The 26859-nt window shown below is 68.8% G+C and carries 26 protein-coding genes and 1 pseudogene; 9 read left to right on the plus strand and 18 right to left on the minus strand.

All coding sequences use genetic code 11. The features are described from left to right. Positions 1–131 precede the first annotated feature (131 nt). On the plus strand, positions 132–1535 hold the full coding sequence (locus ACRWNM_RS21135) for an amidohydrolase family protein (protein WP_431969775.1): 1404 nt from the start codon (positions 132–134) through the stop codon (positions 1533–1535). A gap of 10 nt (positions 1536–1545) precedes the next feature. Beyond that, positions 1546–2493: an antibiotic biosynthesis monooxygenase gene (locus tag ACRWNM_RS21140; protein WP_431969776.1), complete on the plus strand. Its 948-nt coding sequence runs from the start codon at positions 1546–1548 to the stop codon at positions 2491–2493. A gap of 23 nt (positions 2494–2516) precedes the next feature. On the opposite strand, the gene ACRWNM_RS21145 is transcribed toward ACRWNM_RS21140, so the two are convergent. Together ACRWNM_RS21145 and ACRWNM_RS21150 are read right to left on the minus strand one after the other, a co-directional pair. Beyond that, positions 2517–2870, minus strand: a complete 354-nt coding sequence (locus ACRWNM_RS21145) for a hypothetical protein (protein WP_431969777.1) — start codon at positions 2868–2870, stop codon at positions 2517–2519. Positions 2871–2960: 90 nt separating this feature from the next. Continuing rightward, positions 2961–3107, minus strand: a complete 147-nt coding sequence (locus ACRWNM_RS21150; protein ID WP_431969778.1) for a hypothetical protein — start codon at positions 3105–3107, stop codon at positions 2961–2963. Positions 3108–3389: 282 nt separating this feature from the next. Here ACRWNM_RS21150 and ACRWNM_RS21155 point away from each other — a divergent pair, with 282 nt between their 5' ends. The 3 genes from ACRWNM_RS21155 to gndA all read left to right on the plus strand — a co-directional run bounded on the left by ACRWNM_RS21155 (position 3390) and on the right by gndA (position 5879). After that, a complete protein-coding gene (locus ACRWNM_RS21155; RefSeq protein ID WP_431969779.1) occupies positions 3390–3671 on the plus strand; it encodes a hypothetical protein in 282 nt (93 codons plus the stop codon). Positions 3672–3813: 142 nt separating this feature from the next. Continuing rightward, positions 3814–4230, plus strand: a complete 417-nt coding sequence (locus tag ACRWNM_RS21160) for an organic hydroperoxide resistance protein (RefSeq protein WP_431969780.1) — start codon at positions 3814–3816, stop codon at positions 4228–4230. Positions 4231–4433: 203 nt separating this feature from the next. Continuing rightward, complete coding sequence (gndA, locus tag ACRWNM_RS21165; protein WP_431969781.1) at positions 4434–5879, plus strand: NADP-dependent phosphogluconate dehydrogenase; 1446 nt, start codon at positions 4434–4436, stop codon at positions 5877–5879. 10 nt (positions 5880–5889) lie between these two features. Here gndA and ACRWNM_RS21170 read toward each other — a convergent pair whose 3' ends face one another. Then, positions 5890–7005 carry a serine hydrolase domain-containing protein gene (locus ACRWNM_RS21170; protein ID WP_431969782.1) on the minus strand — a complete coding sequence of 372 codons (1116 nt, stop codon included), beginning with the start codon at positions 7003–7005 and terminating at the stop codon, positions 5890–5892. Between the two features lie 85 nt (positions 7006–7090). On the opposite strand from ACRWNM_RS21170, the gene ACRWNM_RS21175 reads away from it, so the two are divergent. Beyond that, positions 7091–7591, plus strand: coding sequence for a MarR family winged helix-turn-helix transcriptional regulator (locus ACRWNM_RS21175; RefSeq protein ID WP_431969783.1), 501 nt, complete (start codon positions 7091–7093; stop codon positions 7589–7591). 25 nt (positions 7592–7616) lie between these two features. On the opposite strand, the gene ACRWNM_RS21180 is transcribed toward ACRWNM_RS21175, so the two are convergent. Further along, positions 7617–9176 (minus strand): MFS transporter, encoded by a 1560-nt coding sequence (locus ACRWNM_RS21180; RefSeq protein WP_431969784.1) that lies wholly within the window; start codon positions 9174–9176, stop codon positions 7617–7619. A gap of 87 nt (positions 9177–9263) precedes the next feature. Between ACRWNM_RS21180 and ACRWNM_RS21185 the strand changes: the two genes are divergently transcribed. Continuing rightward, a complete protein-coding gene (locus ACRWNM_RS21185) occupies positions 9264–9686 on the plus strand; it encodes a MarR family winged helix-turn-helix transcriptional regulator (protein ID WP_431969785.1) in 423 nt (140 codons plus the stop codon). Between the two features lie 88 nt (positions 9687–9774). Next, on the plus strand, positions 9775–10173 hold the full coding sequence (locus ACRWNM_RS21190; protein WP_431969786.1) for a hypothetical protein: 399 nt from the start codon (positions 9775–9777) through the stop codon (positions 10171–10173). Positions 10174–10321: 148 nt separating this feature from the next. On the opposite strand, the gene ACRWNM_RS21195 is transcribed toward ACRWNM_RS21190, so the two are convergent. Beyond that, positions 10322–10831, minus strand: coding sequence for a VOC family protein (locus ACRWNM_RS21195; RefSeq protein ID WP_431969787.1), 510 nt, complete (start codon positions 10829–10831; stop codon positions 10322–10324). Here ACRWNM_RS21195 and ACRWNM_RS21200 point away from each other — a divergent pair. Then, a complete protein-coding gene (locus tag ACRWNM_RS21200; RefSeq protein WP_431969788.1) occupies positions 10802–11758 on the plus strand; it encodes a helix-turn-helix transcriptional regulator in 957 nt (318 codons plus the stop codon). The genes ACRWNM_RS21195 and ACRWNM_RS21200 overlap by 30 nt on opposite strands. Before the next feature lie 48 nt (positions 11759–11806). Here ACRWNM_RS21200 and ACRWNM_RS21205 read toward each other — a convergent pair whose 3' ends face one another. The 13 genes and pseudogenes from ACRWNM_RS21205 to cysD form a co-directional block, all read right to left on the minus strand. After that, entirely contained in the window at positions 11807–12844 is a 1038-nt protein-coding gene (locus tag ACRWNM_RS21205) for a HEAT repeat domain-containing protein (protein WP_431969789.1), read from the minus strand. Beyond that, on the minus strand, positions 12838–13524 hold the full coding sequence (locus tag ACRWNM_RS21210) for a HEAT repeat domain-containing protein (RefSeq protein WP_431969803.1): 687 nt from the start codon (positions 13522–13524) through the stop codon (positions 12838–12840). Before ACRWNM_RS21210 ends, ACRWNM_RS21205 begins: the two co-directional genes overlap by 7 nt. A gap of 113 nt (positions 13525–13637) precedes the next feature. Then, positions 13638–14132 carry a phosphoribosyltransferase gene (locus tag ACRWNM_RS21215; protein WP_431969790.1) on the minus strand — a complete coding sequence of 165 codons (495 nt, stop codon included), beginning with the start codon at positions 14130–14132 and terminating at the stop codon, positions 13638–13640. A 205-nt stretch (positions 14133–14337) separates the two neighbouring features. Further along, on the minus strand, positions 14338–17022 hold the full coding sequence (locus ACRWNM_RS21220) for a fumarate reductase/succinate dehydrogenase flavoprotein subunit (RefSeq protein ID WP_431969791.1): 2685 nt from the start codon (positions 17020–17022) through the stop codon (positions 14338–14340). Continuing rightward, the gene (locus ACRWNM_RS21225; protein WP_431969792.1) at positions 17019–17783 is read right to left on the minus strand and encodes an ABC transporter ATP-binding protein; all 765 of its coding nucleotides are present in this window, start codon (positions 17781–17783) and stop codon (positions 17019–17021) included. The genes ACRWNM_RS21220 and ACRWNM_RS21225 overlap by 4 nt, the downstream gene beginning before the upstream one ends. Continuing rightward, complete coding sequence (locus ACRWNM_RS21230; RefSeq protein WP_431969793.1) at positions 17780–18619, minus strand: ABC transporter permease; 840 nt, start codon at positions 18617–18619, stop codon at positions 17780–17782. The genes ACRWNM_RS21225 and ACRWNM_RS21230 overlap by 4 nt, the downstream gene beginning before the upstream one ends. Positions 18620–18692: 73 nt before the next feature. Beyond that, on the minus strand, positions 18693–20120 hold the full coding sequence (locus ACRWNM_RS21235) for an ABC transporter substrate-binding protein (RefSeq protein WP_431969794.1): 1428 nt from the start codon (positions 20118–20120) through the stop codon (positions 18693–18695). Between the two features lie 12 nt (positions 20121–20132). Beyond that, the gene (locus ACRWNM_RS21240) at positions 20133–20360 is read right to left on the minus strand and encodes a 4Fe-4S dicluster domain-containing protein (protein WP_068054481.1); all 228 of its coding nucleotides are present in this window, start codon (positions 20358–20360) and stop codon (positions 20133–20135) included. Next, entirely contained in the window at positions 20361–21116 is a 756-nt protein-coding gene (locus ACRWNM_RS21245; RefSeq protein ID WP_431969795.1) for a GntR family transcriptional regulator, read from the minus strand. It lies immediately after the preceding gene. 222 nt (positions 21117–21338) lie between these two features. Then, complete coding sequence (locus ACRWNM_RS21250) at positions 21339–23135, minus strand: acyl-CoA dehydrogenase (RefSeq protein WP_431969804.1); 1797 nt, start codon at positions 23133–23135, stop codon at positions 21339–21341. A gap of 119 nt (positions 23136–23254) precedes the next feature. After that, positions 23255–23989: pseudogene (locus ACRWNM_RS21255) on the minus strand (3'(2'),5'-bisphosphate nucleotidase CysQ); the annotation flags it as partial. Between the two features lie 8 nt (positions 23990–23997). Continuing rightward, positions 23998–25833, minus strand: a complete 1836-nt coding sequence (gene cysC, locus ACRWNM_RS21260) for an adenylyl-sulfate kinase (protein WP_431969796.1) — start codon at positions 25831–25833, stop codon at positions 23998–24000. Then, the gene (gene cysD / locus ACRWNM_RS21265) at positions 25833–26765 is read right to left on the minus strand and encodes a sulfate adenylyltransferase subunit CysD (RefSeq protein ID WP_431969797.1); all 933 of its coding nucleotides are present in this window, start codon (positions 26763–26765) and stop codon (positions 25833–25835) included. Before cysD ends, cysC begins: the two co-directional genes overlap by 1 nt. Positions 26766–26859 lie beyond the last annotated feature (94 nt).

Genomic DNA, 26859 nt, shown 5'->3' on the forward strand with positions numbered 1-26859 from the left:
CGATGCCAATGGTTTGCCAGGAATGTGCAAAGACACCGTCCTTAGAAAATGTTGTCACCTGAGTTGCAGGTCAAGATGTCTTTTTGTGGGAATTGCCAATATTGCGCCGCGCGCTGTGTTGTGCTCGACGCGTGAGCCAAGTCCACTTGGGGCACATCTTTCACGTCACTGGACAAGCGACCGTCCAGGAGGCGGCGGACGCGCTGGTTTCCATACCGGACGGCGCTCTGATCGTCGCCGGGGACGGGCGGATCGCCTATTGCGGCGCCCGAGACGAGATCCCGGCCGAATTCCGTGGCGTGCCCCCGATGGACCACCGCCCGGGCTTCCTGCTTCCCGGCTTTGTCGACACCCACATCCACTTCCCGCAGACCTTCGCGGGCGACGCCTACGGCGGCGGCCAGCTGCTCGAATGGCTCACGCGCTGCATCTACCCGTCCGAAGCCCAGCTGGCCGACCCCGTGTACGCGCATCGGGCGGCCGTCGAATTCTGCGCCCGCCGTCTCGCCGCGGGCACCACCGCCGCGATGGTCTTCGGGTCGGCGTTTCCGCACGCCCAGGACGCGCTGTTCGCCGAGACGCGCCGGCGCGGCCTGCGCATGGTCAGCGGCCGCGGTATCCAGACCACGGGCGAGGCGTCCGTCGCGCCGCTGATGACCTCCGAGGACGAGGCGATCCGGCTGACCAAATCGGAGATCGACACCTGGCATGCCATCGACACCGGCGACGTCGACACGGCCCTGCTGCATGTGGCGGTGGTTCCGCGCTTCGCGCTGGCGGTGACCCGCGAAACGCTGCGCAACCTCGGCGAGCTCTACGACTCCGTGCGCGATCAGGGCGTCTATTTCCACAGCCACCTGAACGAGAACAACCGTCCCGGCACCGGCGAGGTCGACAGCACCAAGCAGGCGTACCAGGTGGATTCCTACCTGGACACCTACGACGGGAAGTTCCTGCCCGGCTCGCAAGTGGGCGGCAAGAGCCTGCTCGGCAGGCGCAGCATCCTCGCGCACAGCGTGCACTGCCAGGATTCGGAACTGCGGCGCTTGGCGCAGACCGGCAGTTCGATCGCGCATTGCCCGGTGTCGCAGCAGTTCCTCGGGTCCGGCACGATGCCGTGGAAGCGGACGATCGCCTCGGGCGTCACGGTGGCCGCGGGCACCGACTACGGCGGCGGCGACGAATGGTCGATCCCGCGGGTGCTCTCCGCGGCGTTCAAGGTGCACATCTCCGAGCCGGGCGAGGACGGAGTGTCGATGCATCCGGCGGAGATGCTGTTCACCGGAACGCTGGCCGGCGCGCGCGCCCTCGACATGGAGAGCCGGTTCGGCAACTTCGATGTCGGCAAGGAGGCCGATTTCGTCGTCATCGATCCCACGGGCACACCGGCGCTGGAAGGCACTCTGGCGCAAGGGATTCGATCCGACGACTCCGTCCTCGCGCGCGATCAGACGCTGTTCGCGTTGCTGATGGGGATGGACGAATCGACGATCGCGCAGGTCTACGTCCGAGGTCGCCGCGTCGACGACCGCTAGCGGGCCGCCGATGAACGCCACCGCCGTCACCGTCTTCCATCGTCCCGCGGACAGCGCGGCCTTCGCCGCCTGGCTGGATCGGATGACCGAAATGGCCTCGGTCGCCGAGGGATTCGTGGAGAGTTGCCGCGCGGTGAGCGACGACCCGGCCCTGGAACCAGGGTTCAGCGCCACCTTCGGAACAGAGCGGCAGGTGAACGACTTCCTGGACTCGACCGCCAGGTCCCATGCGCTCGCCGAGGGAGATTCGCTCGGCTTTCACCGGAAGAGCTCGGATCTGGTCATCGTCGAGGGAGGGTTGCCGCCGCCCGGCGTCGGGGTGTTCCATCACAGCGTCACCCGGGGCAAAGCGGCGGAATTCGTTGCGGCGGAGGCGGAACTGGTCACCCTGAGCGCCACGTTCCCCGGATTCGAGGGTGTCGCGCTGTTCCCTCGCGGCGACACCGGCCGGTGGTTCACGGTGCTGCGATTTCGCACGGCCCAGCACCTGTCGGACTGGATGCGCTCGAAGGAGCGCGCCGCGGCCCTGCCCGCGCTGCGCGCCGAACTGACCGAGGATTTCTCGGTCGTCGCGCACACCACGCCGTTCGGTTCGACGCTGCGCACCGTCGACGGCCAGACTCGGGTGACGCCCACCTGGAAGATCGCGATGCTGGTGCTGCTCGTGCTGTATCCGACGGTGATGACGCTGTCCAGGTTCCTCGGCCCGGTGCTGGACGAGAACGGCGCGCCACCCTGGCTGGCGATGTGGCTCAGCCAGATCGTGAGCGTCGCGTTGATGAGCTGGATACTCTCGCCCGCCGTGGCCGCCTGTTTCCGGTGGTGGGTCGATCCGGTCGACGGCGCGGGCTGGCGCGTGAGTGCGCTCGGGGCCGCGATCGTCGTGGCCCTCTACGGTCTGACGCTGCTGCTGTTCGAGTCGGTCAAGTGGCTGCACTACTGGGACTACAACCGATGAACGGCCCCGGGCGCCCGGGTCGGTCAGCGGGCCATCGCGGTCCCGCCGATCGAGACGTAGACGAGCATCATGACGAACAGGAACCACCCGGCGCCCTGCCAGATCGGCCAGACCCGGCCGCGCCGCCAGCGCAGATAAGTGATGACGAAGGCGCCGATGCCGCCCGCCAGCAGGACGACGGCGGGCACGAGCAGCACCGCAATACTCGAGGCGGCGTCGCACAGCAGCGGACCGGACAGGCACGCCTCCCGGCCTGCGGCCCAGACCGTGGCCACCAGCGCGACGAGCGCCGCCGTGCCGAGAACCGCGAGGTCGTACCGGACGGCTTGGCGAAATCCCTCCGGATCGGACCAGCGCTTCTCGACGTCGTTCACCATCCGGCTCACCTCCGATCGCGGTCACGGGCGTCGAAAACGCCCGTGACCGGAGTTGCCGGACCGATCGCTCCCAAACTCGCGGTCGACCGCTCAGTGCGCGGCGGTCAGATCCGGCGGGTCGGCGCGGCGGTGGCGCATTTCGAACCAGTACGTGGCAATCACCGTGCCGTAGGCGGCAACGACGACGGAGACGGTGACGGCGAGCATGAGCAAGAGCAGTAGAAGCAGAAAAGCCATGTGCCCTCCCCGGAATCAGCGTGAGGTCGGCGTCGAAACAGGGACAGCGCCGCGTCGCGCCTGTTCCCTTGTCAATCCCCCTGCACCCCTCGAATCCTAGAACCGCGGGCCTGCCATGGCACGGGTGCGCCGGTGTGAGTCGAGTCATAACGAATTGGGTGTGTCCGGCCCATCACATGATCTTGGTGGGGTTGAATGGGAGAGTTCTCCGTTTTCGAAGTATCGCGCTCTCGTGAAAACGAATCCCCAGCATCACTCCAGCATCCGCGAAGGAGTATGACAGTGAGCACGATCCTCTGCGCGTTACACGACACTGTCCTCGCGCAGTACAGCAATCCGACCCCGGAAGAGCCGCCGCTGGCGGACAAGCTCATGCAAATGGGTCGGTACTTCACCTGGCTCGTTCAGCTGTCCGGGATCACCGCCATTACTTACGGCGGTGGCCGTTTCGCCTGGGAAAAGTGGAGCGGTGGCGGTCTACAGTCGCCGAAGATGATCGCCAGCGCGATGGCGGGAGGCGCCGTCGCGACCAGCGCGGGGACGATCATGAACGCGGTGATCTAGCCGCTCGGCGGGTCGCACACCGCGGGCGGAACCGACTCCGCCCGCGGTGTGCGGCCCGTTTCACATCCCATATTAGTTGTGTGCAACTGAGTTGCCCGCTACCGTTCATGGGGCACGGCACGTTCTTCGAGAAAGGCACCCCATGAGCACCCTCTACACCGCACAGGCCACCGCGACCGGCGCCGGACGCGGCGGGCACGTCCGTTCCTCCGACCAGGCGCTCGACCTGGAACTGAGCATCCCGAAGGAACTCGGCGGCGCGGGCGGTGCGGGCACCAACCCCGAACAGCTGTTCGCCGCGGGATACGCCGCCTGCTTCCACAGCGCGCTCCAGCTCGTCGCCCGCCGCGAGAAGGTGAAGGTCGCGGACTCCGCGGTGACCGGCGCGGTCGGCATCGGCCCCAACGGGGACGGTTTCGGTCTGGCCGTCACCCTCACCGTCGACCTGCCCGGCGTCGACCCCGCCCTGGCGCGCTCCCTGGTCGACGCGGCGCACCAGGTCTGCCCGTACTCGAACGCCACCCGCGGCAACATCGACGTCGATCTCGTGCTGGCCTGATCCGCGAGTCCGCGCACCCGGATCGGCTCGCCCATTCGCGCTCGCACGTTCATCAGATCCCTCCGACCCGTCTCGGTGCGGTCGACCGGCCATCCAGTAGCTTTGGCAACAGGGTGGCCGCGTCGCTCGCACGAGCCGACGGTGCCGCCGCGGAACCAGTTTTCGCACACCCACCGGACCTGACGAACGAAGAGAGCTGATCGATGCCGACCTCTACCGCGCGTGCACAAATCGGTGTTACCGGCCTGGCTGTCATGGGCAGCAACATCGCCCGCAACTTCGCCAGGCACGGTTATACCGTCGCGCTGCACAACCGTTCCGTGGCCAAGACCGACGCACTGCTCGCCGACCACGGCGGCGACGGCGATTTCGTTCGCACCGAGACCGTCGAGGAGTTCGTCGCGGCGCTGGAGAAGCCGCGCCGGGTGCTGATCATGGTCAAGGCCGGTGACGCGACCGACGCCGTCATCGAGGAGCTCGCCGCGGTGATGGAGCAGGGCGACATCATCATCGACGGCGGCAACGCCCTCTACACCGACACGATCCGCCGCGAGGCCGCCATGCGCGAGCGCGGACTGAACTTCGTCGGCGCGGGCATCTCGGGCGGCGAGGAGGGCGCGCTCAACGGTCCGGCGATCATGCCGGGCGGACCGAAGGAGTCCTACGAGTCGCTCGGTCCGCTGCTGGAATCGATCGCGGCGCAGGTCGACGGCACCCCGTGCTGCACCCACATCGGCCCCGACGGTTCCGGGCACTTCGTCAAGATGGTGCACAACGGCATCGAGTACGCCGACATGCAGCTGATCGGCGAGGCCTACCACCTGTTCCGCGACGCGCTCGGTCTGGACGCCAAGCAGATCGCGGATGTGTTCACCCAGTGGAACTCCGGCGACCTGGAGAGCTACCTGGTCGAGATCACCGCCGAGGTGCTCGCGCAGGTCGACGCGAAGACCGGCCGCCCGCTGGTCGACATCATCGTCGACGCCGCCGAGCAGAAGGGCACCGGCCGCTGGACCGTCAAGTCCGCGCTCGATCTCGGCGTCCCGGTGACCGGCATCGCCGAGGCGGTCTTCGCCAGGGCGCTGTCCGGTTCCCGCGCGCAGCGCAAGGCCGCGGTCGGCCTCGCCTCCGGCACGCTGGCCGAAAAGCCCACCGACGTAGAGCAATTCACCGAGGACATCCGCCAGGCGCTGTACGCGTCGAAGGTCGTCGCGTACGCGCAGGGCTTCGACCAGATCGCCGCGGGCAGCGCCGAATACAACTGGGATCTGCGTCCGGGCGACCTGGCGACGATCTGGCGCGGCGGCTGCATCATCCGGGCCCGGTTCCTGAACCGGATCAAGGAGGCCTACGACCAGGATCCCGCTCTGCCGAGCCTGATCCTCGCGCCGTACTTCCGCGAAGCGATCGAGACGGCCATCGACAGCTGGCGGCGCGTGGTGTCCACCGCGACCCTGCTCGGCATCCCGGTCCCGGCCTTCGCGTCCTCGCTGTCGTACTACGACGCGCTGCGCGCCGAGCGGCTGCCCGCCGCGCTCACCCAGGGACAGCGCGATTTCTTCGGCGCGCACACCTACGAGCGCATCGACGCCGAGGGCAAGTTCCACACGCTGTGGAGCGGCGACCGCAGCGAGGTCGCCGCGGGCTGAGCGGCGCGGGTCACGCCGTGACCCCGTCGTAAGCGGCCGCGACGATGTCGAACGACCGGTCGTCGGTGAGCGATCGGTCGTCGTCGAGCATCCGGTTCATGACGTAGGACACCGTCATCCGCGTGTCCATGTCGACCCAGACGAGCGAGCCACCCCAGCCGCCCCAGAAACACGTACGGGCGCTGGGGGATTCGCCGCCGCCGAGACCGTATCCGAGGCCGTAACGCATCGGTGTGCCCAGCACGGTGTCCATGCCGCGGAACTGCTCGTGGACGGCGCGTTCGCAGCCTTCTCGCGACAGCAACCGCACGCCGCGCCAGGCGCCGCCGTTCGCTAGCACCGACTGGACGGCGGTCACCGAGCGGGCGTTGCCGAATCCGCCGACGGCCGGAATCTCCGAACGCCGCCAGGCAGCGGTGTTGGCCGCGGCGGCGGGCACCGACGGATTGCCGGGGCCGCGCGGCGCGGAATCGTCGCGCCCCGGGCTCGCGGGCGGCGCGATGATCGGTGCTACGCGGTGGTCGTGCTCGGCGGGCAACCCGATGTGGAAGTCGGCCTCCAGGGGCCCGGCGATCTCCTCGGCGAAGAAGGCACCCAGACTGCGACCGGTGATCCGCCGGACGATCTCGCCCACCAGATAACCCTGGGTGAGCCCGTGGTAGCCGGCCGCCGTCCCCGGCGACCAGCGGAGAGGTTGCGCCGCAAGCCGTGCCGTAGCGGTCGGCCACTCGTAGAGATCTTCCACCGTCATCGGCTCGTCCCAGGTCGGCAAGCCCGCGGTATGCGAGAGCACGTGCCGCACCAGCACGCTTTCCTTGCCCGCGGCGCCGAATTCGGGCCAGTACTCGGCCACCGGCGCCGCCGGATCGAGGTCGCCGCGGTCCGCGAGGACCAGCGCGCACAGCGCCGTCATGGTTTTGGTCGTCGACCAGACGTTGGTGATGGTGTCGCGCTGCCACCGCGCGGTGCGCGACTCGTCGGTATATCCGCCCCAGATGTCGACCACGAGTTCGTCGCCCACCGACACCGCCACCGAGGCCCCCACGTCGTCGCGATCCAACGACGCCGCCAAAGTATCTGCCACCGTGCCGAATTCGCTCGCGCACCGCCCGTGTATCTCAGCCATACGGGGCAAGCTAATCCGGGACGTCCGCTCGAGCCACCGATTTTCGACGGTTCACGAAGCACCCGCACTCTCGTACAGTGCAGATATGCCCGAAGAAGCGCATACAGGCGCGGTCGAGGCCGCCGCCGCGGGCACCGATGACGTGCTCTCGCTCGCGGCCCAGCTGTGCTTTGCCCTGTACTCGACCTCGCGCTCGATGACCGCGGCCTACCGGCCGTATCTCGACGCCATGCGGGTGACCTACCCGCAGTACCTCACGCTGCTCGCGCTCTGGGAGAACCCGGGAATGACGATGAAGCAGCTCGCCGATCGGCTACGGCTCGACTACGGCACCGTCTCTCCGCTCGTGCAGCGGCTCCAGGCGCGCGGCCTGGTCGAGAGCGTGCGCAGCTCGCACGACCGGCGGGCCGTGCATCTGCACGCCACCGATGCGGGGCTCGCACTGAAACAGCAAGCCAGGCAGATGATCGCCGAGGTGCTGGCGGACGTCGACTGTTCCATCGAGACGGTGACGGAGCTGCGCGACCAGGTCAACGCACTCGGCGCCCGCCTCGACACCATCGTCGCCGACCGCGCCGCGCGCTGACCGTCGCTCGGATCGCCGGGCTCGGCTACGCGTCCGCGTCTTGGAACTCGCGCCGGGTGATGAGGATGCCGGATGTTTGACGCGTGGGTCGCAGGGCGATGGCCAGTACGGCCGCTCCGGAGAGTGCGATGAGCATGGTCCAGACCGCGCCGACGTGCATGGCGTGCACGAACGCGTCGTCGGCGGCGCGCGCCAGGTCGGGCAGCCCGACGGCGTCGGCGACATGCCGGGCCTGTTCCGCGGAGATGCGCGCTCGGTCCTGCACGTCAGGGGGCAGGCCGGGCAGCGCCGATTCGATGCCCCGGCTGTACACGATGGACATGATCGTCCCGCCCACTGCGATACCGAGCACGCTGCCGGTCTGACGCACCGTGTTGGTGACGGCCGATCCGGCGCCTGCCTGTTCCATCGGCAGGGTGGCCATGAGGGCCGCCGTCACCGAGCCGATGACCAGACCGATGGCAAGGCCCTGGATGAGGACGAGGATCTCGTACCAGACCATCGAAGTGTCCAGTCCGAAGAAACCGAAGGTGCCCATGGCCAGTCCCGCGACGGTCAGTGCGGTCACGGTGACGGGACGCAGCCCCCAGCGGCGGACCAAGCGGATGCCGAGCGGGCCGCCGACGATCGCGCCGAGTGCGCCCGGGGAGCTGGCCAGTCCGGCTTGCAATGCCGAGAAGCCACGTGCGCCTTGGAGATAGAAAGCGCCGTAGAAACCGACGGCGGTCATGGCGAACAGCAGCAAGCCGATGGCGGCGTTACCGCCACCGAAGGTGCGTTGCGCGAGCAGTCGTGGGTTGAAACTGGGCTGGGCACTGCGCAATTCGACGATCACGAAGGCGGCCAGCAGCAGAATACCCGTGGTGACCGGCAGCCAGACATCCACGCGGCCCCAGGTCGCGACCTGACCCGCGCGAATCAGGCCGTAGGCCAGGAGCGCAAGTCCAGTGATGGACAGCGCCAATCCAGGAAGATCCAGCGGACGCCGGGTGGGACTGCGGAAGTCCGGGATGAGCGTCGCGATCCCCACCAACCCGAGCGCAACGGCCGGGACGTTGACGAGAAACACCGAGCCCCACCAGAAACGGTCGAGCAGCACACCCGCGATCAAGGGTCCCGCCGCGATACCCACACCGGCCGACGCCGAGGTGATACCGATGGCGGTCGCCCGCGCGGGCCCGGTGAAGGTCCAGGTGAGGATGGCCATCGTCGCGGGCATGATGAGCGCGCTGCCGACCCCCATGGCGGCGCGGGCGGCAATGAGCTGCCCGGCGTCGGCGGAGTAGGCGGCCCACATGGACGAGGCGGCGAAGACGGTCATCCCGGTGGCGAGCACGGCCCGGTGCCCGAAGCGATCGCCGAGGGCGCCTGCGGTGAACATCAGCGCGGCGAAGACCAATGTGTAAGAGCCGGTTGTCCATTGCAGTTGTGCGGGGCTGGCATTCAAACCGCGGACCGGATCGGAGAGAGTTTCGAGAGCGGTGCTGAGGATCGTGTTGTCCATCCAGATGAGCAAGGAGGACAGCAGGAGTACGGCGAGGATCAACCGCTGCCTGACGTTCGGCAGTGTCGCGGGCGTGGTCATGGAAACCTTCGATACGATTGGTAGGAACCTGACGTTATCGAGAGTGCATTATCGTCAGGAACCTGTCAATCTCGGAAAGGGTTGCGCGTGCATGCGGAAGGCGGATCGCTGACCTTCATCGTTCGCAAGGTCTGGCTGAATATGCGGGCGGCGATCGGCGAGGAGCTCAAGGAGTTCGGACTGTCGACCTCGCAGTACGCCACGCTGATGATGACCGCCGCACAGCCGGGGATGTCGGTGGCCGATATCGCACGAGAGGTGGCGAGTACCCGGCAGGCCGCGAACGAGATGATCGGCGGACTGGAGAAGGAGGGCCTGATCGAACGCCGCCCGCATCCGACCGATCGTCGTACGCACCAGATCCAGGTGACCGAGGCGGGAATGCAGCGATACGCGGCGGCGCGGGTGGCCGTCGCGCGGCGCGAGGCGGAGCTGGAAGCCGGCCTTACTCCCGCGCAGCGCAAGGCGATTCGCGAGTGGATGTCAGGTATCGCCGACGCCTGTCACTGACGGGATCGGGCGCCATCGTGAGAGCCGCCTGCCCGGCCGACTGAAGCCGCATCCCGGGCCGAAATGACTCGACCCGACGGAGTCGCGAATGTACTTTGCCCGCATGTGCATCTACCCCAGCCGGACACATCTGGTGTGCCTGCGCTGCCGGGGCTCTTACAAGTACTCGATCGGACAGGGGCCGGCCCGCTGCCCGCAATGCCGTGGGGACCTCCTCGACGCCGGTCCGCACCTGGAGGTGCCCAGGAAAGTCGACAAGGCGAGTTGGCGAGCGCTCGAAGCCGTGCTCGAATCCGGGCTGAACTTCTCCGGCGGCTGCTGTGGCACTGGTCCTGGCTATCGGCCCCGCACGCCGCGCGAAGTTCGGGAGCGACTGATTTTCGCTGAACGCACCGGTACGCCGATCGCCGAGGCGCTGGCCACGGCCGATCCCGCAATCGGCGACCGTCCGCCGGGTGTGGCGCGAACCGAGCGCCGTGTCGGGTGAATGCAGCTTCGGGGAACACGTTGCGACGAATCTCCTTGGTCGGCACCATGCTTGGATTGCCGCTGAACGCCGCTATGCAGGGACCGCGTCGGGTTCGAACATCTGCCACAGCACCGGCGACCCGACTCACGGAATTCGATACTACGGTTCAGACACCGTGGGTGGTCAGGCAGAACGGGTGCCCCGCGGGATCGAGCATCACCCGGCGGTGGCTGATGTCGGGTTGGAAGGCGGTCAGTACCGCGCCCAGCTCGCCCATCCACGCTTGCGCAGAATCCAGATCATCGACCCCGAACTCCAGATGGGCCTGCTTGGCCACCACCGATTCCGGCCAACTCGGGCGTCGATAGTCCAGGATGCGGATGAAACCCAACCCCGGCCCGCCGGCTCCGGTCCCGAGCAGGACGAAGTCATCGCTGGTGTAGAGCACCGGCAGGCCGAGTCCACGGCTGTAGAACTGTGCCAACTCGACAGGATCTGAGCAGTCGAAATCTATTGAGAGCCAACGGATTATCGGCCGAGGTTCGGCGACGGCACGGTTCTGTGTTGTCTGTTCAGCAGTCATGGTCCACACCGTAGGGTCCGACCAGGACAGGTCCGGTCCTGGATCCGGACGAGAATACCGACTGTGATCGGATCTACCGCGCGGTTGCTGCATGTATTGGCTCTGCTGGACTCCCGCCCGGCATGGACCTGTCAGGAATTGAGCAGGCGGCTGGGAGTGACCGACCGGACGGTACGCCGCGATATCGCACGCCTGCGAGAACTGGGGTACGGCATCGATTCCGATCCCGGCCCGTGGGGAGGCTATCGCCTGGCTCGTCGACCACGGGTTCCAGCGCTCGCCCTCGACGAAGAAGAGGGTTTCGCAGTGGCCGTGGCGTTGCGGGAAGCCGCGGCGGGCGGCGTGCTCGGCAGCAGCGTCTCGGCATTGTCGGCGCTGTTCAAACTGCAAACCCTGCTACCCGAACGGTTCGCGCGCCACCTCGACGCGGTGAACCGCACCCTCGCCCACACCGCCGACGGGGCCGAGGTATCCCCGCAAGCCGACGCGTCCGTGCTGTGGGCTCTGGCCACGGCATGCCGACAGAGCGAACGCCTCGCGCTGACCTACCGCGATCATCACCAGCGCATCACCCGCCGCTACGTCGACCCCTATCGTCTGGTGCGCGCCAACCGCCGCTGGTACTTCCTCGCCGAAGACGTCGACAAACAGCAATGGCGTACATTCCGAGTGGACCGGGTACTGCACACCGAACTCACCGGACATCGCATCGAACACGACAACCCGCCCGACCCCGCCACGCTGGTCACCGAAGCGATCGCCGCGGTCACCTACCCGCTCTACGCCACGATCAGGCTCGCCGTGCCACTCCAGCAAGCCTTGCGAATCGTGCCGGCCACCATCGGAACCCACCGCCCCGACGGCCCCGACGCCACCCTCATCGATATCGGCGCCAACGACATCGACTCTCTCGTCACCTATCTGATGGGTCTGGGCGCCACACTGCGCGTACTGAGCCCCGACACCGTCCGCCGAGCCCTCCTGGACAGGGTGGCCGCTCTGCGGGTCGACAACCTGTAACAAGGCTGTGCATCGCGCGCGGCGTCGCCGCAGGGATGTTGTTCGCGCCTACGTTTTCCTAGGGTTGCCCAGTTCGTCGTCCGGCCGTATTTCGAGCGTTTCCACGAGGGCAGAGGCGAGGAGGGCCACGGCCCGATCATCGTCGCGGGCCAGTTGCCGCAGGGTATCCAGCGCGATGGTCCCAGGCATCTCGGCGAGTGCCTGGGTCAGTCGTATCCGCACTGCCGAGTCCGCTGTATGTGCGGTCAGCTCGTCGATCAGCGCAGTCATGATCCGGTCTGCCCACGTCTCGTCGCACGCCAACGTTCCCAGAAGCTCGGCCGCCTCGATATCATTCGGGCCCTCGACCACCGTGCCGACAAGTTCCGGCACAGCCTGGGTCACGCCACGCGCACCCAGTGCGAGAGCAGCGTGTCTGCGGACCGTCGCGTCCGCGTCCCCGAGCGCGTCCGTGAGCACCGCGGTCGCCTCGTCGCCCGGTATCTCGGCCAGCGCCAAGACCGCGCGCCTCCGGACGTCGACGTCGTCTGACCTCATTCCGGATGCCACTCGCGCTGCACCGTCACCGCCGGCCCGTGCGAGGGCCCACCGCAGGGCCCCGGCAACGTTTGGATCGGATTCGGTGAGGAGCGCCTCGGCCAGCAGCTCGGCAGGCATCGAGACATCCTCGGCCGGGGCCAGGACGGCCTGCTGCCGCCGGGCGGCGCTTTGCGAACCGAGTCCGTGCAGGAGCTCGATGATACGCAGGACGTGTTGCCAGTCGAAGGGCTCGGCCGCATCGACCGTCCGGAGCCGCTCGAGGAGCTCTTGCTCCCGGTGCAGTCGTTCCTCGGTCTTTCGGATGAGGTCGCCGACCAGTGCGGCCGGGGTGAATTCGGCATCATCGAGAGCGCGCCCGATCTGGCTCAGGGACAGCCCCAGGGAACGCAACCCCTCCACGTGGAAGATCCGCCGGATGTCCTCGGGGGCGTATTCCCGGTAGCCACCCACGGTTCGTCCGGTCGGCCGTACCAGCCCGAGGGAGTCGTAGTGCCTGAGCATCCTGGCGCTCACCCCCGAGCGGCGCGCCACCTCACCGATCAGCACGCGCTTGTCTCCTCCCGGTCCGGACCGAGCGCGACGACCCGTCTCGCCTGATCGACGGCGAGGTCGAATCCGGCATCCGGGTCGCGCAGGAGCCGCTCCGTGGCGCGCGCATGCGCCCGCACCATCGGGTCGTGACTTGCCATCGCCGTCCGAAGGAGCGGCTCGCTCACATCGCCGAGCGCGACGAGCGCACGGCTCAAACTCAGCCGTACCTCCCGGTCGCCGCGCCCGAATTGCCTGGCCAGTTCGGCGGCCAGCCCTTCCTTCGCTCCGTCGGGCACGAGAACCGCGGCAGCGCGCCATGCACTCCGCGCGACGTCGTCGTCGGCATCGCGCAGCAACGAACGCGTGATCGCCGGCCACACACTCGGGTCCCCGATCTTGGACAGCGTGTGCAACGCTTGGCTGCGAGCCTGAGCGTGCTCGGAACGGAGCTCCGCGCGCAGCTTCGGAACCGTGATCTCCGAAGGAAGACGGGTAAGCGCCCATGTGAGCATGTCGCGCACGAAGAAGTCCGGCTCGATCGCGCACCGTTCTATCAGCGCATCGACGAAACCGGGCTCGGGATTCGTGCCGGCCGCCAGAGCCGCCTCGAGCCGAGTCGACGAGTTACCGGCCGCCAACGCGTCGAGCAGTCGCCTGTCCTGTGTATTCCTGTGTGTCGAGTTGATGGAAACCACCTCCGACAGCCAGTCAAGGCCTTCACACAGTGACAAGGTCAAGTCCACGGGCGTGACCGCCGTGGGCATCGTCCACCATCGCATTCGTGGCCCGGCCCGAGCACCGGGTTCGGCTACGCGTCCAGTACGCGCGCGGCCCGCTGCACCACGGGCGGCTCGGTGGACCACGGGAAGTTGATCCACCTGTCGGTGTGTCGCCAGACGTACTCGCACGCCACCTCGGAGCGCGGCTTCTGGTAGATCACCGCGCAGCGCACCTCGGCGACGTGCGCGGAACAGAAGTCGCGGACCAGCTTCAGCGTTGCGCCGGTATCGGCGACATCGTCGGCGACGAGCACCGTCGCGCCCTCGAGGTCGACGGACTTGGGGACCGGAGGCAGCATGGCCGGCATGTCGAGGCGCTGATCGACGCCGGTATAGAACTCGACGTTCATCACGTGCAGGTTCTTCACATCCAGCGCGTAGCCGAGGGCGCCCGCGACGAACAGGCCGCCGCGGGCGATGGACAGAATCAGGTCGGGATGGAAGCCGTCGGCCGCGATCTCGGTCGCCAGCTCCCGTCCCACGACGCCGAACTGCTCCCAGGACAGCACTTCCCGATCCGCCATCGGACCTTTCCTCTCGCTCGAATGTGGTTTCCGAGCATACGGATGGTTATCCGGCGCGGCGGCGGAACGGGCGCGGCCGGAGCCCGCGCCCGCCCTGCGGTTCCGCGCTGGACGCCGCAGGGCCGAGTGCGGAGCGGAGGGCGGGCTGCGTTCGCCGCGCCCAGGCGAGGCGAGGCGACCCCCGACCAATGGGTACAGTGCGCGATCACGCGTCGACCGCCCGCCGGGCGTAGGCGCGCACGTCCGCGTCGGTGTCGTCGATCGCGCGCTTCAGCGCCTCGCGAGCCGATGCGTCCGTGCGCCAGGTGCTGAGCGAGAGCACCGCGGCCTTGCGGACGTCCAGGTGCGGGTCGAGCAACGCCTCGGCGAGCACGGGGATCGCCGGCTCGGGCGCGGCCCCCGCGAGGCCGCGGGCTGCGCCGACCCGCACCTGCCAGGCCGAATCACGCAGTGCACCGGACAGATTCGCGCCGTCGTCCGGTCCGGCGCCGAGCGCGGCGAACGCGGTGAGTGCGGCCGCGCGGACCAGCGGGTCGCGGTCGGCGGACAGGGTCCGCACGACCTCCACCCCGCCCTCGCCGATGGCCGCGAGACCGTTGGAGACCGCGATCCGCACCTCTCGGTTCGGATCGTCCGCCAACGCGGCGACCCCGGCGCGGTCGTCGAGCGAGACCAGCGCGCGCACCGCTTCGATGCGCACCCGGTGGTCCGGATCGGCCAGCGCCGCACCGAATTGCGCCGCGCTGCCCGCGCGCAGGGCACGCAGCACATCGATGACGGTGGCGCGGACGAGCGGGTCGGCGGAGTCGAGGTGTTCGGGCAGCCCTGTCGCGTCCGGCAGCACTTCCACCAGCTCCCGCAGGCTTTCGGCGGCCACCCGCCGCACCGACGCGGCGGCGTCGCCCAGCGCGTTCGCGAGCGCGGACGCGAAACCGTCCGGCGTGTGCTCGGTGAGCACCGAGATCGCCGCGCCACGCACACCGGCGTCGGCATCCACGAGATAGCTCGAAAGATCCCGCACCGTAGGCGAATCCAAGGCGAGCAGGGTGACGAGTCGCGGTGACGGGGGAGCGGCGGGCGCCGCGGCTTCGGTGACGACCACCGTGTCGTCGCGCTGCGGAGGTCGGCCCGAGCGCAGCCGCGGCTGTTCGACCGCCACGATGGTGGGGTCCGTCGACGGCACGTCGTCCAGTCCGGGCACCGGCACGAGATACGGCGCGACCGGACGCTTGAGGAACTCCATCGCCCCGTCCGCGTCCTTGCGCAGATTCAGGTGATAGCGCCAGGCATTGTCGTCGCGTTCGGGCAGATCGGCGCGCTCGTGGTAGAGGCCCCACCGGGATTCGGTGCGGGTCAGCGAGCTGCGCGCCGCCATCTCGGCGCAATCGCGGATGAACGAGACCTCCACCGCGCGCATCAGCTCGTGCGGGGTGCGCGCGCCGATGCCGTCGACCTCGGTGCGCATCCGCTCGAACGTCTCCACCGCGATGGACAGCTTGGTGGCCGTCTTCGGCGGCGCCACATAGTCGTTCACGAAGCGGCGCAGCTTGTATTCGACCTGGGGCTGCGGCGGCCCGTCCGATTGGCGCAGCGGCCGGTAGACGAGTTCGTGCGCTTCGGACAGCTGGTCCTCGGGAAGGTCCTGCGGCGCTTCGAGATCGGCGAGGGTGGAGGCGGCGTGCGCGCCCGCGAGATCGCCGTAGACGAACGCGCCGATCATGTAGTTGTGCGGCACGCAGGCCAGATCGCCCGCGGCGTACAGGCCGGGCACGGTGGTGCGCGCGTGTTCGTCCACCCACACGCCCGAGGCGGAATGGCCACTGCACAAACCGATCTCGGAGATGTGCATCTCGATGTCGTGGGTGCGGTAGTCGTGGCCGCGGTTGGCGTGGAAGGTGCCGCGGGTCGGGCGTTCGGTGGTGTGCAGGATGCCTTCGAGCGTGGACAGCGTCTCGTCGGGCAGGTGCGACACCTTCAGATAGATGGGGCCGCGCGCGGATTCGATCTCGCGCTTGACCTCCGCCATCATCTGGCCCGACCAGTAGTCGGAGTCGACGAACCGCTCGCCTTCGGCGTTGACCTGATAGCCGCCGAACGGATTGGCGACGTAGGCGCAGGCGGGACCGTTGTAATCCTTGATGAGCGGGTTGATCTGGAAGCACTCGATGCCGGAGAGTTCCGCACCGGCGTGATAGGCCATCGCGTAGCCGTCGCCCGCGTTGGTCGGGTTCTCGTAGGTGCCGTACAGGTAGCCGCTGGCGGGTAGCCCGAGTCGTCCGCAAGGTCCGGTGGCTAGGATCACCGCTTTCGCGCCGACCGCCACGAATTCGCCGGTACGCGTGTGCAACGCGGCGGCGCCGACCGCGCGACCGTTCTCGGTGAGCACCCGAACGGGCATGAGCCGGTTCTCGATCCGGATCTTCTCCCGCATCGAGCGCTGGCGCAGCACGCGATACAGCGCCTTCTTGACGTCCTTGCCCTCCGGCATCGGCAGCACGTACGACCCGGAGCGGTGCACCCGGCGCACCGCGTACTCGCCGTACTCGTCCTTCTCGAACTTCACGCCGTAGCGCTCCAGCCGCTGCACCATCGCGAAGCCGCGCGTCGCGGTCTGATAGACGGTGCGCTGGTCGACGATTCCGTCGTTGGCCCTGGTGATTTCGGCGACGTAGTCCTCCGGTGTCGCCTTGCCGGGGATGACCGCGTTGTTGACGCCGTCCATGCCCATGGCCAGCGCACCGGAGTGGCGCACGTGGGCCTTCTCCAGCAGCAGCACGTTCGCGCCGTGTTCGGCGGCGGTGAGCGCGGCCATGGTGCCCGCGGTGCCGCCGCCGATGACCAGGACATCGCAGTCGAGCCGGATCCGTTCGGATAGCTCGGGAATGTTCACAGTTTCTCCAGGATCTCGTCCCGCACCGCCTGCCGGTCGACCGGCTGTCGCGGTGCGGGCACCTCGACGACGGCGCGCAGGGCGGCGGAGTGTTCGTCGTGCCTGCCGAGCACGGCGATGCGATCGCCGAGCAGCAGGGCCTCGTCGAGGTCGTGGGTGACGAAGACGATGGTGGTGGGGTGGGCGCGCCAGGTGTCGATCAGCAACCGCTGCATGGTGGCCCTGGTCTGGGTGTCCAGCGCGCCGAACGGCTCGTCCATCAGCACGGCCCGCGGCGCTCCGGCGAGGCTGCGCGCCAATTGGACTCGCTGCCGCATGCCGCCGGACAGGTCGCGCGGCAGGTAGTCGGCGTAGCCGGTGAGACCGACCTCGGCGACCCAGCGTCGCGCGACGGACTTGCGTTCGGCGCGCGGTGTGCCGCGCAGATGCAGCGCCAGTTCGATGTTCTGGCGCGCGGTGCGCCATGGCAGCAGCGCGTCGTCCTGGAACACCAGCGCGCGATCGGCCGACGGTCCGGTGACCGTGGCGCCGTCGGCGCGCACCACCCCGGCGTCGGGGCTGCGCAGACCGGCGATGGCGCGCAGCAGGGTGGACTTGCCGCAGCCGGATTTGCCGACCACGACGAGGATTTCGCCCGCGGCGATGTCCAGGTCGAGGCCGTCGACGACGGTGCGTGCGCCGTAGGCGATCCGCACGCCGTCCAGGGTCAGCCGCATCCCCGAAGTGACGGGTGCGGCGGGCGCCGTTGTGGTGGTGGTCATTCCGCAACCTCCCTGGGCAGCCAGCGGGTGATCCGGCGACCGGCCAGCTCGACCAGCCCGGAGGTGGCGAAGCCGAGCACGCCGATGGTGATCATGCCGACGAAGACCGCTGGATAGTCGACGATGGTGTAGGCCTGCCAGGTGCGGTAGCCGACGCCGAGCCGCCCGGAGATCATCTCCGCGGAGATGAGGCAGATCCAGGCCACGCCAACTCCGACCGACAGCCCGCTGAACACGCCGGGCAGGATGCCGGGAAACACCACGCGCACCAGCACATCTCGGCGCGACGCGCCGAGCGTGCGCACCGCGTCCTCCCAGATGGTCGGCAGCGCACGCACCGCGTGCCTGGTGCTCACCAGGACCGGGAACAGCGACGCGGTGAAGGTGATGAAGACGATGCCGGATTCGTCGCTGGGGAACAGCAGGATCGCGACAGGCACCAGCGCGATGGCGGGGATCGGGCGGACCAGCTCGGTGAGCGGGCCGAAGACGTCGGCGAGCAACCGGGAGCGGCCGAGCCCGATGCCCGCGAGCACGCCGACCACCGCGGCCAGCCCGAAGCCGGTGACGATGCGGATCAGCGACTGCGCGATGTCCAGGTAGTACTGGTCCTTGCCGAGATGCTCGCCGAACTCCGCCACGATCTCGGTCACCGTCGGCAGCGAGTCGAAGCGCAGTCCGGCTCGCACGTCGTTGACGGTGAGCAGCTGCCAGAGCCCGACGGCCGCGAGCACCGAGACGATCCGGACGGCCCGTGACCGCCACTCGGAAGTGGTTCGGCCCTTTGCGGTCTCCGGCTCGGTGACCGCGTCGCCCGCGACGGCCACGGCGCTCATGCCTGCGCCTCGCTGGCGCTCGGCACCGGCATGCGCGAGGCGCGCTGGCACATGACTCGCTCACTTCGTTCGCTCATCCGCGTACTTCCGTGACCGCCTGGTCGTAGGAGACCGACGTGGCGGCGGGGTGGTTCTGCCGGTAGCGCTGCGCGGCGGCCTGCGTGGTGAACGGCAGGTACTTCGCGCCGTCGCGCAGCCACACCGCCTTGTCGGCGAACCAGCGGGTGCCGAGTTCGGCGTCGGGCACGTAGACCGCGCGGATCACCTTGCCCTGGGCCTTGGCGGCCTGCACGGCGCGCAGCAGGCAGGTGGGGTCGGCCGCGGGCTGCGGGCGGTCGGCGCCGTCCACCCACACCTCACCGGCCAGCGCCGGATCGCTGACCGCGATGCCGCAGACCGGGTCGGCGCCGGTGATCGAGCTCGGGTTGGCGGTGGCGGCCAGCGCCCGGTCGTAGTCGCCCTGCCCGGTTTCGGCGAAGGCCTTGCGCAGCGCCGCGTCGTCGACGAAGCGGTCGATGTCCAGGTCGGCGAAGTCGCCGATCGACTTCAGGTACGGCACATCGCCTTTCAGCGCCGAGATCAGGCTCGGCTTGAGCGTCGTGTCGAAACGGGTGCCGCCGGGGCCGTTGTAGAGGTACACCACTTCCTGCGGCAGGCCGGAACCGTCCGCGACGATCTTGGCGGCCTCGAAGGGGCGCTCGGTGAGGAACTTCGTCGCGTCGAGTTGCGCGGCGAGGAAGGCTTGCAGCACCTCGGGATGGTCGGCGGTGTAGGAGCGGCGCGCGACGACGCCGTGGAAGGTGGGCACGTTCAGCTCGGCGCCGTCGTAGAGCAGCTTGGCCTTGTTCTGGAAGACGAGCAGGCCGGGCCAGGCGACGAACTGGGACAGCGCGCCCACCTGGTGCGACTCCAGCGTGGTCGCGCCGACCTGCGGCTGCTGGTTGAGCACCTCGACGCCCTTGGCCGGGTCGATGCCCGCCCGCGACAGGGCCTGCACGAGCGTGCCGTGGCCCGCCGAGCCGACGCTGGCCGAGATCTTCTGGCCGGCCAGGTCGGTGATCCCGCTCGCGGTCGAATCGTTCGGCACCACAACCATGTTGAGCGCGCCCTTGGGGTTGTACCCGGTGACCGAGACCAGCGCGGTCTTCGCCCGCTCGTTGGCCTGCGTGCGAGACCCGTTGATCAGCAACGGATAGTCGCCCATCGAGCCGATATCGATCTTCTCGGCCACCATCTGCGCGGTGATCGGTGCGCCGGTGTCGTAGTCCTGCCACTCCACCTGGTACTCGGCGCCGCCGTTGTCGGTGATCTGGCGCAACCGCTGCTCCAGATACCCCTGGGCGCGCAGCAGCGTGCCCGCGGTGACGGTGTTGATGGTCTTGGACTGGTAGCCGACGACGACCTCGACCGTGCCCGCGGGGGCTTCGTCGGAGCTTTCGAGCGAGCAGCCCGCGACGGCAAGTGCGGCGGCGAGCAGGACGGGAACGAGACGTGCTTTCATGAGACTTCCAGATCAGCGGAGCAGATAGGGCATGTTGACGGTGACCGCGCCGGTGGGGCAGCGGGCCGCGCACGGTCCGCAGTACCAGCACTCGTCCACGTGCATGTAGGCCTTCCCGTTGTCGGGATTGATGGCCAGGGAGTCGAGGGGGCAGATCTCCACGCACAGCGTGCAGCCCTGGATGCACAGCGATTCATCGATCGTGACCGGGATGTCGGCGCGCTGATTCGCGAGTGCCATCTACAGGACCTTCCATTCGGGTGCGCCGCGGGACAGGCTGCCGCGCATGGTGATTCGATCGCCGCGCATGCGGATGTACTCGAGGTCGACCGGTCTGCCGTCGTCGAGACGGGTCAGTCGCTCGAGCATCAGCAGCGGGGCGCCGTCGGGGGTGTCGAGAGTGGATGCGGTGTGCGGGTCGGCGGCGATCGCCTCCAGCGCCAGATCGGCGCGGCCGAGGGAGCGGCCGCTGATCTTCTCCAGCAGCACGAAGATGTCGGTGTTCTCGAGGTCGTTGGCGAGCACCTCGGCGCCGATGTCGGGGACCAGATAGGTCAGGTCGAGGCTCAGCGGCAGGTCCGCCAGATAGCGCAGCCGCTCCAGGTAGACGACTCGCTGCCCGGGTTCGAGCCCGAGCCTGCGGGCCACCGCGGGCGGCGCGGTGATGTGCTGCGCGGTGCGCACCTCGTTGCGAACGGTGCCGTGGCCCTTGAGGGTTTCCTGGAGCCCGAGCAGCGCGTCGAGGCCGTGGTCGTATTTGCGGGTCGCCACCCGGGTGCCGACCTTGGGCGCGCGGTCGATCAGGCCCTCGTCCTTGAGCAGGGCCAGCGCCTCGCGCACGGTGTTGCGCGAGGCGGAGTGCTCGGCGACCAGCTGCTGTTCGGTCGGCAAGATCTCGTCGAACGCGCCCGCGTGGATCTGGTGGCGCAGCACGTCGGCAACCCGGCGCGCCTGATCGGCGCGCAGCTGCCGCACGGGGGCCGGTTCCGCACCCATCTGTTCCGCCTCTCTTTCGCTGACCTGCACGAACAGCGACGATAGACGGGGAATGGGCGCGGGAAATCCAGCTCGCGCGCCGTGCGAATCAAGGGATGTTTCTTCGCCAGTGGTAACCGGCGCCGACCTGGGGAAACAGGGTGGCTAACGGCTATTGCGCCACCCTGTTTCCCGGGCTCGGGTTTCGATCACGCAGATTCGAATGATCGATGCCGATCGTGCTCAGAACCAGTCGTCGCGCATCTCGAGCGTGGTGCGGTCCATGGCGGCGAGCAGGTCGAGCTGCGGCCCGGTCTTGGGCAGCTCGTAACGGAAGAAGTAGCGTGCCGCGGCGCGCTTGCCCTCGTAGAAGTCGCCCTCGTGGTCGGCGGCGGCCACCATCTGCTCCAGCCAGATCCACGCGACCACGATGTGACCGAACGCCTCCAGGTAGATGGACGAGTTCGCCATCGCGGCGGCCGGATCGCCCGCCGCGAACATGCCTGCGGTGACGAGCAGCAGGCGCTGCCAGGCCGAGTCGAGCTCCACCGCGAATTCCTCCGCGTCGCCGCCCTGTGCGGTGGCCGCTTCGACGGTCGCCGCGATCCGCGCACCGAGCAGTCGCAGCGAGGCGCCCTCGTGCTGGATCACCTTGCGGCCCAGCAGATCCAGGCCCTGGATGCCGTGCGTGCCCTCGTGGATCGGGTTGAGGCGGTTGTCGCGGTAGTGCTGTTCCACGTCGTACTCGCGGGTGTAGCCGTAGCCGCCGTGCACCTGGATGGCGAGGCTGTTCGCCTCCAGGCACCACTGCGAGGGCCAGCTCTTGGCGACGCCGGTCAGGATCTCCAGCAGCAGTGTGTGTTCGCGGGCGGCCTGCTCGTCGGCGGCGGTGCGGCGCAGGTCGACCAGCCGGTTGCAGTAGAGCAGCAGGGCCAGCGCGCCTTCGACATAGGCCTTCTGCGCCAACAGCATTCGCCGCACGTCGGCGTGCTCGACGATCGGGACCTGTGGCGCGGCGGCGTCTTTGGTGGTCACCGCGCGGCCCTGGTGCCGCTGCCTGGCGTACTCCACGGACTTGAGGTAGCCGGTGTATCCCAGCGCGGTGGCGCCGAGGCCGACGCCGAGCCGCGCCTCGTTCATCATGTGGAACATGTAGGAAAGGCCGCGATGCGGTTCGCCGACCAGGTAGCCCACCGCGCCGGGCGCGCCGTCCGGGGTGTGCCTGCCTTCGCCGAAGTTGAGCACCGTGTTGGTCGTGCCGCGGTAGCCCATCTTGTGGTTGAGGCCCGCCAGCACCACGTCGTTGCGCTCGCCGAGCGTGCCGTCCGCGCCCACCAGGAACTTCGGGACGACGAACAGCGAGATGCCCTTGGTGCCCGCCGGACCGCCGGGGATCTTGGCCAGCACCAGGTGCACGATGTTCTCGGTGAGCTCGTGATCGCCGCCGGAGATCCACATCTTCGAGCCGAACAGACGATAGGTGCCGTCGGCCTGCGGTTCGGCGCGGGTGACGATGTCGGCCAGCGACGACCCGGCCTGCGGCTCCGACAGGCACATGGTTCCGGTGAACCTGCCCTCGACCATGGGCCGGACGAAACGGTCGATCTGGTCCTGAGTCCCGTGCTCGGCGAGGAGATTGGCGTTGCCGATGGTCAGGAACAGGTAGCCGGAGGTACCGACGTTGGCGGCCTGGAACCAGCTGAACCCGGCGGCCTCCACGGTGGCGGGCAGTTGCAGGCCGCCGATCCCCTCGTCCATGCCCGCCCCGACCAGGTTCGCCTTGGTGAACGCCTCGACGGCCGCCTTCACCTCGGGGATGATCGTCACCCGCTCGCCGTCGAAGGTCGGCTCGTTGCTGTCGTTGCGCTTGTTGTGCGGCGCGAAATGCCGGGTGGCGATGTCTTCGCAGAGATCGAGGAAGCCGTCGAAGGTCTCCCTGGAATGCTCCGCGAAACGGGGGAACGCGGCCAAGTCCTCGACCCGCAGCCATTCGTACAGCAGGAAGTCGAGATCCCTACGGGAGATCAGGTTCGAGCGCACGGTCATCCTCTCGCGAACATCACTTCCGGAGCGCCGTCTCGGCCCCGGGTATTTGATACGTTACTACCGATGTGTCGCGAAAGGTGAGGGGTCGGCTACCGCGATCGGCTCGAGGCGGCCGCGACCGCCTCGAGCAGCGGTGTTCGCCACGCCGTCCGGCAGATCAGCAGGTCGGGTAGGTAGGGGTGCGGACGGTTGTACTCCAGCGGGCTGCCGTCCACCCGGGAGGCGTGCAGGCCGGCCGCCAGCGCGACGCCGACGGGCGCGGCCGAATCCCACTCGTATTGTCCGCCCGCGTGCAGGTAGCCGTCGGCCTCGCCGCGCACCACCGCCATCGCCTTGGCGCCCGCCGAGCCCATCGGCACCAATCGCGCGCCGACAGCGTCGGCGACGTCGCGCGCCCAGACGGGCGGCCGCGAGTCGCTCACCAGGAGTCGCGGCTTCCCGGGGTCGGCGGCGGGGCACGGCGCGTCGCTGACGTGCACCCGGCCCAGCGCCGGCTGCGCCACGGCCGCGGCGGTGATGCCGCGGCCGCGCTCCCACAGCGCGACGTGCACGGCCCAGTCCGAGCGGCCTGGCATGGCGTACTCGCGGGTGCCGTCGAGCGGATCGATGATCCATACCCGGTCGGCGGTGAGTCGGGCCGGGTCGTCCGCGGATTCCTCGGAGAGCACCGCGTCCCCCGGCCGGGCCGCGGCGAGCTCGGCGAGCAGGAAGTCATTGGACAGCGTGTCGCCGCGCGCCCCGAGATCGGGTGGCGGCGGGCCGCCGGGGGATACCTCGTCGCGCAGGGCGCGCAGCAGGGTTCCGGCGCGTTCGGCCAGGTCGGCGGCCAGGCGGGCATCGGTGAGCATGGTATGAATCAATCCAGGGTGTCCAGCAGGGTCAGAATGGTCGCGGCCATGGCGGCCGGGTCGCCGTCGGCGGGGCGCAGCGCCAGATCCGGTGCGGCGGGCGTTTCGTACGGATCGTCGATGCCGGTGAAGCCGCGGATCTCACCCGCCCTGGCCTTGGCGTACATGCCCTTCGGATCGCGCGCCTCGCAGATCTCCAGCGGCGTGTCGACGAACACCTCGACGAACGGGAGTCCGGCCGCTTCGTGCGCGGCGCGCACCCGCTCGCGGTCGGCGCGGTACGGGCTGATCAGCGAAACGACCGCCACCACACCGGCTTCGGCGAACAACCGGGCCACCTCACCGACGCGGCGGATGTTCTCGGCCCGGTCCTCGGCGGAGAAACCGAGATCGGCGTTCAAGCCGTGGCGCAGGTTGTCGCCGTCCAGCAGGAACGCGGGACGCCCCGACGCCACCAGCCGCCGCTCCACTTCGACGGCGACCGTGGACTTCCCGGAACCGGACAGGCCCGTGAGCCAGACCGTCGCGCCGCGGGTGGCGCGCTCCTCGCGACCGACCGCGGTCGAGTGCCAGACCACCCGAACCGAGGGCAGCGTCGGGCCGGTGATCATGCCCGCGGCGACGGTGTTGTTCGTCGCCTCGTCGACCAGGACGAAGCTGCCGGTCGAACGATTGCGGCGGTAGGGGTCGAAAAGCAGCGGCTGACGGGTGCGCAGCTGGATGCGCCCGATCTCGTTGAGCGACAACGATTCCGCGTGTTCGTCGCGATGCAGGGTGTTCACGTCGAGCCGGTAGTCGAGGCTGCGGACCTCCGCGGTCGCGGCGCGGGTGGTGTGGCGCACCGTGTACGTGGCGCCCGGTGTCAGCGCGGAGTCCTCGGCGAACCAACACACCATGGCGTCGATGTCGCGGCCCACTTGCGGGCGGTTGGCCGGACGGCAGATCAGGTCGCCGCGCGAGATGTCGATCTCGTCGGCGAGCTGCATCGTGATCGCCTGCGGCGGAAAGGCTTCGGCCACCGGGATGCCGCCGGGCCCCCAGATCGCGGCCACCGTGGTGGTGAAACCCGAAGGCAGCACAGCCACTTCGTCGCCCGGCTTGAACACCCCGCCCGCCACGGTGCCCGCGTAACCGCGGAAATCCTGCCCGTGCCTGCGGGTCACGTACTGCACGGGGAAGCGCGCGTCGATCAGGTTGCGGTCGGAGGCGATGTGCAGCTCCTCCAAGTGGTGCAGCAGGGGCGTGCCCTCGTACCAGGGCATGCTGGCGCCGTGGTGCACGATGTTGTCGCCCTGGAGCGCCGAGACCGGGATGAAGGACAGATCGGCGACCTCGAGCTTGGTGGCGAATCCGGCGAACTCCTCGCGGATCTCGGTGAACCGCTGCTGGGACCAGCCGACCAGATCCATCTTGTTGACGCACAGCACCAGGTGCGGAATGCCGAGCAGGCTGGCGAGGAAGGCATGGCGGCGGGTCTGCTCCACCACGCCCTTGCGCGCGTCGACCAGGATGAGCGCGACGTCGGCGGTGGACGCGCCGGTCACCATGTTGCGGGTGTACTGGATGTGCCCCGGGGTGTCGGCGATGATGAACTTGCGCCGCGGCGTGGCGAAATACCGGTGCGCCACGTCGATGGTGATGCCCTGCTCACGCTCCGCGCGCAGTCCGTCGGTGAGCAGCGCGAGATCCGGGTAGTCGTCGCCGCGGTCGCGGCTGGTGCGCTCCACGGCGGCGAGCTGATCGGTGAAGATCGTCTTGGAGTCGTAGAGCAGACGGCCGATCAGGGTCGACTTGCCGTCGTCGACGCTGCCCGCGGTGGCGAGGCGCAGCAGGGTGGTGGCCATCAGAAGTACCCTTCTCGTTTGCGATCTTCCATGCCCGCCTCGGAGATGCGGTCGTCGGCACGGGTGGCGCCGCGTTCGGTGACGCGGGCGGCGGCGACCTCGGCGACCACCTCGGCGGGGGTGGCGGCGGTGGAATCCACGCATCCGGTGCAGGTCGCGTCGCCGACGGTGCGGAAGCGCACGGTCGCCTCGTAGGGCCGTTCGCCGTCGAGCAACCGCAGGAACCTGGTGTGCGCCAACAGCATTCCGTCGCGCTGCACGACGGGGCGGCGATGCGCGTAGTACAGCGGGGGAAGCTCGATCTCCTCGGCCACGATGTAGCTCCAGATATCCAGTTCGGTCCAGTTGGAGAGCGGGAAGACCCGGATGTGCTCGCCGGGGCGGTGCCTGCCGTTGTACAGATTCCACAGTTCGGGGCGCTGGGCGCGCGGGTCCCACTGCCCGTATTCGTCGCGGAAGCTGAAGACCCGCTCCTTGGCGCGGGCCTTCTCCTCGTCGCGGCGGGCGCCGCCGAAGACCGCGTCGAAGCCGCCCTCCCGGATGCTGCGCAGCAGCGTGCTGGTCTGTAGCCGATTGCGCGAAGCGCGCGGGCCGGCGTCCTCCACGACCCGGCCCGCGTCGATGTCGTCCTGCACGCTGCCGACGATCAGTCGCAGCCCGAGGCGCTCGACGGTGCGGTCACGGAACTCGATGACCTCGTCGAAGTTGTGCCCGGTGTCGATGTGCAGCACCGGGAACGGCAGCGGCGCGGGCCAGAAGGCCTTGGCCGCCAGGTGCAGCATCACCACCGAATCCTTGCCGCCGGAGAACAGCAGCACCGGACGTTCGAAGGTGGCTGCCACTTCACGGAATATGTGCGCCGACTCGGCCTCGAGCGCGTCCAAATGAGGCAGCTCGTAGGTGCTTGCCGTCGACTTTGCGTACTGGCTCACGCCCCAAAACTAGAACACGTTTCGGTCTGTGGTCAACGGGTCGGCCGCGGGGGGGGGGGGGGGGGGGGGGGGGGGGGGGGGGGGGGGGGGGGGG

The sequence above is a fragment of the Nocardia sp. bgisy134 genome (genome assembly GCF_965341865.1).
Classification (GTDB): Bacteria; Actinomycetota; Actinomycetes; order Mycobacteriales; family Mycobacteriaceae; genus Nocardia.

Bases quoted from the DNA above. Each gene is read 5' to 3' on its own strand.
- ACRWNM_RS21245 (WP_431969795.1), bottom strand. From the start codon at position 21,116: ATGGGTGCGGAACCGGCCCCCGTGCGGCAGCTGCGCGCCGATCAGGCG.
- cysC (WP_431969796.1), bottom strand. From the start codon at position 25,833: ATGGCCACCACCCTGCTGCGCCTCGCCACCGCGGGCAGCGTCGACGAC.
- ACRWNM_RS21140 (WP_431969776.1), top strand. From the start codon at position 1,546: ATGAACGCCACCGCCGTCACCGTCTTCCATCGTCCCGCGGACAGCGCG.
- ACRWNM_RS21240 (WP_068054481.1), bottom strand. From the start codon at position 20,360: ATGGCACTCGCGAATCAGCGCGCCGACATCCCGGTCACGATCGATGAA.
- ACRWNM_RS21235 (WP_431969794.1), bottom strand. From the start codon at position 20,120: ATGAAAGCACGTCTCGTTCCCGTCCTGCTCGCCGCCGCACTTGCCGTC.
- ACRWNM_RS21145 (WP_431969777.1), bottom strand. From the start codon at position 2,870: ATGGTGAACGACGTCGAGAAGCGCTGGTCCGATCCGGAGGGATTTCGC.
- ACRWNM_RS21195 (WP_431969787.1), bottom strand. From the start codon at position 10,831: ATGCAGCAACCGCGCGGTAGATCCGATCACAGTCGGTATTCTCGTCCG.
- ACRWNM_RS21230 (WP_431969793.1), bottom strand. From the start codon at position 18,619: ATGAGCGCCGTGGCCGTCGCGGGCGACGCGGTCACCGAGCCGGAGACC.
- gndA (WP_431969781.1), top strand. From the start codon at position 4,434: ATGCCGACCTCTACCGCGCGTGCACAAATCGGTGTTACCGGCCTGGCT.
- ACRWNM_RS21225 (WP_431969792.1), bottom strand. From the start codon at position 17,783: ATGACCACCACCACAACGGCGCCCGCCGCACCCGTCACTTCGGGGATG.
- ACRWNM_RS21170 (WP_431969782.1), bottom strand. From the start codon at position 7,005: ATGGCTGAGATACACGGGCGGTGCGCGAGCGAATTCGGCACGGTGGCA.
- ACRWNM_RS21175 (WP_431969783.1), top strand. From the start codon at position 7,091: ATGCCCGAAGAAGCGCATACAGGCGCGGTCGAGGCCGCCGCCGCGGGC.
- ACRWNM_RS21150 (WP_431969778.1), bottom strand. From the start codon at position 3,107: ATGGCTTTTCTGCTTCTACTGCTCTTGCTCATGCTCGCCGTCACCGTC.
- ACRWNM_RS21160 (WP_431969780.1), top strand. From the start codon at position 3,814: ATGAGCACCCTCTACACCGCACAGGCCACCGCGACCGGCGCCGGACGC.
- ACRWNM_RS21215 (WP_431969790.1), bottom strand. From the start codon at position 14,132: ATGGCGGATCGGGAAGTGCTGTCCTGGGAGCAGTTCGGCGTCGTGGGA.
- ACRWNM_RS21190 (WP_431969786.1), top strand. From the start codon at position 9,775: ATGTACTTTGCCCGCATGTGCATCTACCCCAGCCGGACACATCTGGTG.
- ACRWNM_RS21180 (WP_431969784.1), bottom strand. From the start codon at position 9,176: ATGACCACGCCCGCGACACTGCCGAACGTCAGGCAGCGGTTGATCCTC.